The sequence below is a fragment of the Achromobacter sp. 2789STDY5608621 genome (assembly GCF_001299375.1).
In the GTDB taxonomy this organism is placed as follows: domain Bacteria; phylum Pseudomonadota; class Gammaproteobacteria; order Burkholderiales; family Burkholderiaceae_B; genus Achromobacter; species Achromobacter insuavis.
The window spans coordinates 1-9,361 of record NZ_CYTU01000088.1 but is presented as its reverse complement, the minus strand read 5'-3'; the positions used below and the strand labels follow the sequence as shown (position 1 = coordinate 9,361).

The 9,361-nt window shown below is 69.5% G+C and carries 5 protein-coding genes and 1 pseudogene; 3 read left to right on the top strand and 3 right to left on the bottom strand.

Features of this window, described 5'->3' with window-relative positions; genetic code table 11:
• A pseudogene (locus AOZ53_RS32655) lies at window positions 1-241 on the bottom strand (aminodeoxychorismate synthase component 1); the annotation flags it as partial.
• An 8-nt stretch (window positions 242-249) separates the two neighbouring features.
• On the bottom strand, window positions 250-6,009 hold the full coding sequence (gene uvrA / locus AOZ53_RS32650; protein WP_054433960.1) for an excinuclease ABC subunit UvrA: 5,760 nt from the start codon (window positions 6,007-6,009) through the stop codon (window positions 250-252).
• A gap of 243 nt (window positions 6,010-6,252) precedes the next feature.
• Here uvrA and AOZ53_RS32645 point away from each other — a divergent pair, with 243 nt between their 5' ends.
• Genes AOZ53_RS32645 through AOZ53_RS32635 form a run of 3 tightly spaced genes read left to right on the top strand, consistent with a single transcriptional unit; the run spans window position 6,253 to window position 8,617 of the window.
• Entirely contained in the window at window positions 6,253-7,032 is a 780-nt protein-coding gene (locus AOZ53_RS32645; RefSeq protein WP_054434024.1) for an IclR family transcriptional regulator, read from the top strand.
• 24 nt (window positions 7,033-7,056) lie between these two features.
• Entirely contained in the window at window positions 7,057-7,701 is a 645-nt protein-coding gene (locus tag AOZ53_RS32640; protein WP_054433959.1) for a bifunctional 4-hydroxy-2-oxoglutarate aldolase/2-dehydro-3-deoxy-phosphogluconate aldolase, read from the top strand.
• The gene (locus AOZ53_RS32635) at window positions 7,694-8,617 is read left to right on the top strand and encodes a sugar kinase (protein ID WP_054491002.1); all 924 of its coding nucleotides are present in this window, start codon (window positions 7,694-7,696) and stop codon (window positions 8,615-8,617) included. The genes AOZ53_RS32640 and AOZ53_RS32635 overlap by 8 nt, the downstream gene beginning before the upstream one ends.
• Before the next feature lie 238 nt (window positions 8,618-8,855).
• Here the strand turns inward: AOZ53_RS32635 and AOZ53_RS35185 are convergent, their stop codons facing one another.
• Window positions 8,856-8,984, bottom strand: coding sequence for a hypothetical protein (locus AOZ53_RS35185; protein WP_006226408.1), 129 nt, complete (start codon window positions 8,982-8,984; stop codon window positions 8,856-8,858).
• Window positions 8,985-9,361: the final 377 nt, after the last annotated feature.

The window sequence follows — 9,361 nt, the reverse complement described above, 5'->3', positions numbered from 1 at the left end:
GGCCGTCATCATGGGGCGGCGTCCAGGGACCGGCGGGCGCGGGCCGGGCGGCTTCGGGCAACAGCCATTCTCCCAGCTCGTAGTCCAGCAGCAGCGCGACCCAGTGCCCGCGTTGGCGCGCCGCCTCGATGGCGGCCAGGGCGGGGCCGACCTCGGCCGCCGCGCGCGCCTCGATGCGGGCCAGAAAGCCGTCCAGCCGCAGGGCGCGGCCGGACAGCCGGTCTTCAAAACGACAATGCATGACGCTCTTTATTGTTGTGCCAGGAACTCCGTCAGCACCCGGCCCGTGTGGGAGTGGTCGCTCAGGGTCATGACGTGTTCCGGCGAGCCCTGCGCCACCAGCTTGCCGCCGCCGGTGCCGCCTTCGGGGCCCAGGTCCAGCAGCCAGTCGGCTTCGGCGATAACGTCGAGATTATGCTCGATCACCACCACCGTGTTGCCGGCTTCCACCAGGCGGTGCAGCACGTGGATCAGCTTTTCCACGTCGGCCATCGACAGGCCCACGGTCGGCTCGTCCAGCACGTACAGCGTGTGCGGGATGCGCGAGGCGCGGCCGGTCTTGATCAGGCCGTCGGTCAGGCGCGCCTTGGACAGCTCGGTGACCAGCTTGATGCGCTGCGCCTCGCCGCCGGACAGCGTCGGCGACGGCTGGCCCAGCGTCAGGTAGCCCAGGCCGACGTCCTGCATCAGCTGCAGCGGGCGATGGATCTTGGGATGGGCGGCGAAGTATTCGATGGCGTCATCGACTTCCATGGACAGCAGTTCGCCGGCGTTCTTGCCGCGCATCTGCACGCTCAGCGTGTCGCTGTTGAAACGCGCGCCGTTGCAGGCGTCGCACGGCACTTTCACGTCGGGCAGGAAGTTCATTTCGATGGTGCGCATGCCCTGGCCTTCGCAGATCGGGCAGCGGCCGTCGCCGGTGTTGAACGAGAAGCGCGCCGCGGTCCAGCCGCGCATGCGCGCTTCGCGGGTGTCGGCGAACTGCTTGCGCACGTCGTCCCAGAAGCCGACGTAGGTCGCCGGGCATGAACGCGGCGTCTTGCCGATCGGGGTCTGGTCCACTTCCAGCACGCGGTCGATCGCTTCCCAGCCCTGAATGCTCTCGCAGCCGGCCCAGCCGGGCGCCTTGCCCTGCGAGACGGCCTGCATCAGGTTGTCCAGCAGCACTTCGCGCGCCAGCGTCGATTTGCCGGAACCGGACACGCCCGTGACCACGCTCAGGCGGCCGACCGGGATCTTGGCGTCGACGCTGCGCAGGTTGTGCAGGCGCGCGCCCTTGATCTCGATCATGGGGGTGTCGGCCTCGACCGGACGGCGGCCTTGCAGCGGATGCTGCAGCGGCTTGGCCAGGTAGCGGCCGGTGACGGATTCGGGCGCGTCGATCAGGTCCTGCGCGCTGCCCTGCGCCACCACGCGGCCGCCGCGGATGCCGGCGCCGGGGCCGATGTCGATGATGTGCGAGGCGCGGCGGATGGTGTCGTCGTCATGCTCGACCACCACCAGCGTGTTGCCGTTGCCTTCCAGGCGCGCCAGCGCGTCCAGCAGGATGCGGTTGTCGCGCGGATGCAGACCGATGGTGGGCTCGTCCAGCACGTAGCAGACGCCCTGCAGGTTCGAGCCCAGCTGCGCCGCCAGCCGGATGCGCTGCGCCTCGCCGCCCGACAGGGTGGGGGCGGCGCGGTCCAGCGCCAGGTAGTTCAGGCCGACTTCCTGCATGAAGTTCAGGCGGCCGCGGATCTCGGTGAGGATGTCGCGGGCGATCTCGCCTTCGCGGCCGCGCGCCACCAGTCCGGTGAAGAAGGTGTGCGCGTCCGACACCGGCAGAGAGGCCAGCTCGGCGATCGACTTGTCGCGCCAGCGCACGGCGCGCGCGACCCGGTTCAGGCGCTGGCCGTCGCACTGCGTGCAGACCTTGGCCTCGCCTTCGTACCAGGCGTTCCAGGCGGTTTCCTCGCCGGTCTGTTCTTCGTCGAAGCCCTGCAGTTGCAGGCCGGTGCCGAAGCAGCCGGTGCACCAGCCGTGCTTGGAGTTGTACGAGAACAGGCGCGGATCGGGCTCGGGGAAGCTGGTGCCGCACGACGGGCAGGCGCGCTTGACCGAGAAGTGCTGCTGCTGCAGTTCGCTGTCGAGCGCTTCGTGCAGCTTGTTCACGGGCCACACCACCGACATCACGCCCTGGCCGTTTTCCAGCGCGCTCTTGACGGCGGCGCGCAGGTCGGCCTCGTTGGCGGGGTCGACCACGATGTCGGCCACCGGCAGCTCGATGGTGTGTTCCTTGTAGCGGTCCAGGCGCGGCCACGGCGCCACCGGAATGAACTCGCCGTCGACCCGCAGGTGCGAGTGGCCCTTGGACCCGGCCCACTTGGCCAGGTCGGTGTAGTAGCCCTTGCGCGCGGTGACCAGCGGCGCCAGCAGGCCGATGTGCTCGCCCTTGCGTTCGCGCAGCAGGCGCGCCACGATCTGGTCGGTGTTCTGCGGCTCCACCGCGACGTTGCAGTCCGGGCAGTACTGCGTACCCAGCTTCACGTACAGCAGGCGCAGGAAGTGGTGGATCTCGGTCATCGTGGCCACGGTCGACTTGCGGCCGCCGCGGCTGGTGCGCTGCTCGATGGCCACGGTCGGCGGGATGCCGAAGATGGCGTCCACGTCGGGCTTGCCGGCCGGCTGCACGATGGCGCGGGCGTAGGCGTTGAGCGATTCGAGATAGCGGCGCTGGCCTTCGTTGAACAGGATGTCGAAGGCCAGGGTCGATTTGCCCGAGCCGGACACGCCGGTGATCACGGTGAACTTGTCGCGCGGGATCTCGACGCTGACGTTCTTCAGGTTGTGCTCGCGCGCGTTGCGGATCTCGATCGCCATGTTGTCCTGGCGGCGCTTGCGCATGAGGGATTGCAGCGGCGTGCCTTCGCCGGCGCCATAGACGGCTTCGGGCTCGGCGATGCGGGCCGTCAGGCCGGCCTGTTCGGCCTCCTGCGCGTCGATGTCGCTGCTGACCACCACGTCGGCCGGCAGGATGCTGACTTCGTAGTCGCGCAGCGCCGCGCCGGTATGCGAGGCGGGGTTGGCCATCAGGTCCTGCGGCGTGCCGACGCCGATCACCAGGCCGCCGGCGTCGCCGCCTTCGGGGCCCAGGTCGATCAGCCAGTCGGCCGCGCGGATCACGTCCAGGTTGTGCTCGATGACCAGCAGCGTGTGGCCCGCGGCCAGCAGCTTGCGGAAGGCGCGCATCAGGCGCGCGACGTCATCGAAGTGCAGCCCGGTGGTGGGTTCGTCGAACAGGAACAGGCTGCCCTTCTTGGCGACCTTGGCGGTGGAGATGCCGCTGCGCGCCGCCTCGGCCAGGTGGCCGGCCAGCTTCAGGCGCTGCGCCTCGCCGCCCGACAGGGTCGGCACCGGCTGGCCCAGCCGCACGTATTCCAGGCCGACGTCGGCCAGCGGCGCCAGCCCGGTCTGCACGTCGCGCAGGCCCTTGAAGAATTCCAGCGCCTCGCTCACCGTCATTTCCAGCACCTCGTCGATCGAGGCGCTCTTGCCCAGGTGCTCGACGCGCACTTCCAGCACTTCCGGGCGGAAGCGCTTGCCGTCGCAATCGGGGCAGCGCAGGTAGACGTCGGACAGGAACTGCATCTCGACGTGCTCGAAGCCGGTGCCGCCGCAAGTCGGGCAGCGGCCGTCGCCGCCGTTGAAGCTGAAGGTGCCGGCGGTGTAGGCGCGTTCCCGCGCCAGCGGCGCCTGCGCGAACAGCTTGCGGATCGCGTCGAACGCGCCCACGTAGCTGGCCGGGTTGGAACGCGCGGTCTTGCCGATCGGGGTCTGGTCGACCATGACGACGTCGGCGATCTGCTCGGCGCCCAGCAGGCGCTCGAAGGCGCCCGGGGCTTCAGACGGCTTGCCCTTCTGCTTGAGCAGGGCGGGGAACAGCACGTCCTGCACCAGCGTCGACTTGCCCGAGCCGGATACGCCGGTCACGCACACCAGCCGGCCCAGCGGCAGCTCGACCGAGACGTTCTTGAGGTTGTGCGCGTTGACGCCCTCGAGCAGCAGGCGCGGCGTGTTGGCCGCCACCGGCATGGGGCGCGGCGCTTCGACGCGCTGGCGGCCGCCAAGGTAGTCGCCGGTCAGCGTGCGGGCCGCGCGCAGCTGCGCCGGCGTGCCGTCGAACACGATCTGGCCGCCGCGTTCGCCGGGGCCGGGGCCGATGTCGATGATGCGGTCGGCGGCCACCATGACCTGCGGGTCGTGCTCCACCACCACCAGCGTGTTGCCGGCGTTGCGCAGGCGATGCATGACTTCGACCACGCGGTGCATGTCGCGCGGGTGCAGGCCGATGGACGGTTCGTCCAGCACGAACAGCGTGTTCACCAGCGAGGTGCCGAGCGCGGTGGTCAGGTTGATGCGCTGCACTTCGCCGCCGGACAGCGTGCGGCTCTGGCGGTCCAGCGTCAGGTAGCCCAGGCCGACGTCGCACAGGAACTTCAGGCGCGCGCGCACCTCGGTCATGAGCAGGTCGGTGGCGGCGTCCAGCGCGCCTTCGAACGACAGCTTGTCGAAGAACGTGCGCACCCGTTCGATGGGCAGCAGCATCACGTCATGGATCGACAGGCCGTCCAGGTTGTCGAGCTGCTCGCGGCTCCAGTTGGCGCCGACCGGCATGAAGCGCTTGTAGCGGCCGTCTTCCGGCGGCAGCACGGCGTCGGCCTCGGCCTTGGTGCCCAGGCGCCACAGCAGCGCGTCGGGCTTGAGGCGCGCGCCGTTGCAGGTGGGGCAGGGCGTGTAGCTGCGGTACTTGGACAGCAGCACGCGCACGTGCATCTTGTACGACTTGGTCTCGAGCCAGTCGAAGAAGCGCTGCACGCCGTACCACTGGTGCTTCCAGGCGTCGTTGCCGCCCTTCCAGTCGGGCGTGCCGTACAGCACCCAGCGCTTGTGCTCCTCGCTCAGGCTCTTCCAGGGCACGCCCAGCGGAACGCCGGCGCGCGGCGCGTATTTCTGCAGTTCGTCCTGGCATTCCTTGTACGAGGGCGTGGTCCAGGGCTTGATGGCGCCTTCCAGCAGGGTCTTGTTCTCGTCGGGAATGACCAGGCCGAAGTCGATGCCGATCACGCGGCCGAAGCCGCGGCAGGCCTCGCAGGCGCCCAGCGGCGAGTTGAACGAGAAGCTGCTGGGCAGCGGATCGGTGTATTCGATATTGCAGTCGGCGCAGTGCAGGCGGTCGCTGTACTTCCAGGTGTGCGCGTCGGCGCCCTCGGCGTCCATGACGTAGACGGCCAGGTGGCCGGCGCCCATGCGCAATGCCGTATCCAGCGCTTCCATCACGCGTTCGCGTTCGGTGCCGGCGAAGCGGAAGCGATCCTGGATCACGTGCAGGATGCGGCGTTCCTCGGCGGCGGCCTTGGCCTTGCCCTTTTCCTTCTTGGCGCCCTTGGCCGGCGCGGTGGCGTTCGGCACGGCGGTTTCCTCGGCGTGCACGCGGGTGTAGCCCTGCTGCTCGAGGAAGCCGCGCACTTCGTCTTCGGTGAAGTTGGCCGGCACGGCGATGGGGAAGGTCACCACCAGGCGCGGATCGCCCGCGGCGGCCGAGCGCTCGGCCAGCGAACGGTAGATCGATTCCGGGGTGTCGCGCTGCACTACCTTGCCACAGCCGCGGCAGTGCAGGCGCGCGCCGCGCGCGAACAGCAGCTTGATGTGGTCATTGAGCTCGGTCATCGTGCCGACCGTGCTGCGCGAGCTGCGCACCGGGTTGGTCTGGTCGATGGCGATGGCCGGCAGGATGCCTTCGATGCGGTCCACCTGCGGCTTGTCCATGCGGTCCAGGAACTGGCGCGCATAGGGCGAGAAGGTTTCCACGTAGCGGCGCTGGCCCTCGGCGTAGAGGGTATCGAAGGCCAGCGAACTTTTGCCGGACCCCGACACGCCGGTCACGACCACCAGTTCGCCGGTGGCGATGGTCAGGTCCAGGTTCTTGAGATTGTTCTGGCGGGCGCCAACGATGCGGATTTGGGAGCTCATGGACGGTATCGTAGCCTGAGGGAGGGCGCGGCCCCGGACGACGGCCAGTGGCTGGTTCCGGGCGCGGCGATGTGGAATAATTGCCTATATCGTGAGGCATGTGTCCACAATGTGGTCAAACATGCGCTCCGCTGCTGTACAAATAAACAGTATCGCAGATTCGTCTGAAATTAGCGCGGTTTGCCGGGTGCATTCTGCGGGCGCATTGTTAACGCAGGGCATCTACCCGAGGTGGGGGCGGTCGTGTCGGAATCCAAGGTGGCGGGCGCCGCGGCGTTCGCCAAATTCATGACGGTGTTGCAGGCGGTGGCGGACGCGCCGCAGCCGCCCACGGCGGCGGCGCTGGCGCGCAGCAGCGGTTATCCGCGGCCGACCGTCTACCGCATCGTGGCCGCGCTGGCCGAGCAGGGCATGGTGGCCGAAACCGACGGCGCCTATCGCCTGGGGCCGCGCCTGCTGGCCCTGGCCAGCCGCGCCTGGTCGCAGTTCGACCTGCGCGCCGCGCTCGCGGCCGATCTGCAGGCGCTGCGCGACGCGACCGGCGAGACCGTGCACCTGGCGGTGCCGGCCGGCGCCGAAATGATCTACATCGACAAGCTCGAAAGCCCCGGCCCGGTGCGCATGGCCTCGCGCGTGGGCGCGGCGGTGGCGCTGCATTCGAGCGCGGTCGGCAAGGCCTACCTGGCCGCGCTGGGCGAGCCGGCGCGGGAGCGCCTGTTGCGCGACCTGCCGCTGGAATCGCGCATGCCCGGCACCGTGGCGAGCCTGCCCGCGCTGCGCGCGGCGCTGGCCGAGACGGCGGCGCGCGGCTACGCGCTGGACAACGAGGAAAACGAGCCCGGCATCGTCTGCTACGGCGTGGCGCTGCGCGATGCCGCCGGCCAGCCGGTGGCCTGCGTCAGCGTCAGCACGCTGATGTTCCGGCGCCGCGACGATCCGCAATCCGCCTATATCGAACCCCTGCTGCGGCTGCGCGATGCGGCCGCCGCCAAACTCGCCGTGCTGCCATCCGGCGGCGCCTGAACGCTCCGTCCCGAAAGGAATGCCATGACTGCTGCTCCCCTTGCCTCGAAGCTAGACGCCCTGCTCGCCGCTCGGGTCGTGCCCGTGCTGCGCTACCAGGACGCCGCCACCGCGGCCTACGCCGCCGAGGTGGCCGTGGCCGCCGGCTGCACCACGCTGGAACTGACCTGGACCATTCCGGGCGTGACCGACCTGGTGCGCGCGCTGCGCGACAAGCACGGTCCCAGCCTGCTGCTGGGCGTGGGCACGGTGCTGGATGAAACCCAGGCGCGCGAGGCCCTGGTGGCTGGCGCCGACTTCCTGGTGTCGCCGGCCCTGGCCACCGAGATCGTCGACCTGGCGCACGCCGCCGACGCCCTGTGCCTGCTGGGCGCCTTCACGCCCACCGAAGTGCTGGCCGCGCGCCGCGCCGGCGTCGACGTGGTCAAGGTGTTTCCGGCCGATACCGGCGGCCCCAAGCACCTGGCGGCGCTGAAGTCGGTCTATCCGGACACGGTGTTCTGCCCCACCGGCGGCGTCACCGCCGAGAACATGGCCTCGTACTTCGCCGCCGGCGCCGGCCTGGTCGGCATCGGCAGCAACCTCTACGACAAGGCCGCCTTCGCCGCGCGCGACACCGCCGCGCTGGTGGCGCAGATCATCCGCACCCGCGAGGCCGCCCATGGCTGATTTCGACATCGTCGCGCTGGGCGAGCCGCTGGTCGAACTGAACCAGACCCGCCAGGGCGAGTTGCAATACCTGCAAGGCTTCGGCGGCGACACTTCCAACGCCGTCATCGCCGCGGCTCGCCAGGGTGCGCGCTGCGCCTACCTGACCCGCGTCGGCGACGACGCCTTCGGCGCGCAGTTCCTGGCCCTGTGGCGCGAAGAGGGGGTGGACACCTCGGGCGTCGAAGTCGACGCCAGCGCGCACACCGGCCTGTACTTCGTGCAGCACGGCCCCGACGGCCACGCCTTCAGCTACCTGCGCCGCGGCTCCGCCGCCAGCCTGATGACGCCGGCCACGCTCGACGGCGGCCTGATCGAGCGCGCCCGCTTCCTGCATGTCTCGGGCATCAGCCTGGCGATCAGCACCAGCGCCTGCGACACGGTCTTCGCGGCCATCGGCCGCGCGCGCGCGGCCGGCGTGCAGGTCAGCCTGGATTCGAACCTGCGGCTGCGCCTGTGGCCGCTGGACCGGGCCCGCGCCGTGCTGCGCGAGGCGCTGTGCCATGCCGACCTGTTCCTGCCGAGCATGGACGACATGCAGCACCTGACCGGCAACGACGACCCCGAACGCACGCTGGACTGGATCCGCGATGCCGGGGCGACGGGCGTGGTCGTGTTGAAGCTGGGCAAGGACGGTTCGGTCATCGACGACGGCAAGACGCGCACCCCGGTGGCGGCTTTGCGGGTGGAGGCGGTGGACGCGACCGGCGCCGGCGACTGCTTCGCCGGCAGCCTGCTGGCGCGCCGCTGCCAGGGCGACGACTGGGCCGACGCGGTGCGCTACGCCAACGTGGCGGCGGCGCTGTCGACGCTGGGCTACGGCGCGGTCAATCCGCTGCCGCGCGCCGAGCAGGTGCTGGCGAAGCTGCGGGGTTGACGCCTGGGGCTGAAGTGGGCGCCAGCGAGCGCGGCCGGCATCAATCGCAGGCGTTGCAGGCGGCCCGTCGACAATGGCCTGCCGGCAACGCGGGTCGCCCACTCGCCAGTTTCCCCGGGCCGTTTGTCTACCGCTGGCGTGCCCGGCCGCCCAAACAAAAATCCCCGCCGGTTCGCACCAGCGGGGATTTTTTTCGATCAGGCCGCACGCCAGGAACCTGGCGCGGCCGGCGTGTCATTTAGACGCGCTTGATCTTTTCCAGCATCTTGAACACACCCTTGGGCGACTTGACGAACAAGCGCTTGAAGGCCTTGCCCAGGCAACGGCGTTCCAGGGTGTTGCGACGCACGCGTTTGCGTTCAGCCATGTTGATTCTCCTGTTGAATTTGCGGAAATCGGATTTGCGGGGCGAAGCGGGTCTTGCGGTTTGGCAAGGCTTCGACCCGACCGCACAACCGGATACTGGGCTGGCGGGGGAATTGGGTAACTTGGCATTCTAGCCTGAAAGTGGGGGGGCTGCCAATTTTGGGGGGCTGCTGTGGTTGTAAAACGGGGACGAGTTGGGTGTTCGTAGGTCGCCCCTCGGTCGGTCGGACCCGATGGCGGGCGCCCACGATTGCGGTCCGGAGCGTTCGCTCCGGACTTCCCCTTTGTCATCCTCGTCCTCGCCTTCGGCGACTCCTTCGGATTCCCTCGGGCGCATCGAGGTTGCCCGCCATCGGGTCCGCCCGACCGAGGGGCTAC